This is a genomic window from Acinetobacter sp. LMB-5, assembly GCF_001541635.1.
Classification (GTDB): Bacteria; Pseudomonadota; Gammaproteobacteria; order Pseudomonadales; family Moraxellaceae; genus Acinetobacter; species Acinetobacter pittii.
In genome coordinates, this window is the sequence record NZ_LRDR01000112.1 from 1 (window position 1) to 329 (window position 329).

The window sequence follows — 329 nt, forward strand, 5'->3', positions numbered from 1 at the left end:
GACAGCTCATACCTTGCTGGTCCAGACGATATCTACGTTTCGCCAAGTCAGATTCGTCGCTTCAACCTACGTACTGGTGACTCAATTGCTGGTAAAATTCGCCCACCAAAAGACGGTGAGCGTTACTTTGCTCTGCTAAAAGTCAACACAGTTAACGACGACAAACCAGACAACGCTCGTAACAAGATCCTATTCGAGAACTTAACGCCTCTACACGCTAATGAGCGTATGGTAATGGAGCGCGGTAACGGTTCTACAGAAGATATCACAGCACGTGTTTTAGACTTGGCATCGCCAATTGGTAAAGGTCAACGTGGTCTGATTGTTGC

At 46.8% G+C, this 329-nt stretch carries 1 pseudogene; it reads left to right on the forward strand.

Annotated features, from left to right (window positions below):
• A pseudogene (gene rho, locus AW165_RS18740) lies at positions 1–329 on the forward strand (transcription termination factor Rho); the annotation flags it as partial.